We start from the raw sequence: 231 nt of genomic DNA, 5'->3' as shown, positions 1-231 counted from the left end.
CACCGGCGCTGTGAAGCGCCCCTGGTGACGATGAAAACCATCAAGAGCTCCAACGGCCATGCACAGGTGCGCTACGTGATCAGCACCACCCTGGCCCTGGGTGATCGGGTATGGCGGGTAGAGTTCACCCTCGCCTGTCGCAAAGCCATGCGTTACCGCCTGCTGCTGGGCTCCAAGGCGTTGATTGACGGCCAGTTGGTGGTCAATCCGGGCCTCAAGTACGTTCAAGAC

General features: G+C 61.0%; 1 protein-coding gene. It reads left to right on the top strand.

The window, feature by feature from the left end:
• Window positions 1-231: putative ATP-dependent zinc protease (locus AAEZ22_RS18700; RefSeq protein WP_352298604.1), on the top strand; the 231-nt coding region annotated here is incomplete at both ends.

This window comes from Pseudoalteromonas sp. 20-MNA-CIBAN-0454 (assembly GCF_040308685.1).
Lineage (GTDB): Bacteria > Pseudomonadota > Gammaproteobacteria > Enterobacterales > Alteromonadaceae > Pseudoalteromonas > Pseudoalteromonas nigrifaciens.
Note: the sequence above shows the minus strand (reverse complement) of the source record. Positions and strands in the feature narration are given on the sequence as shown.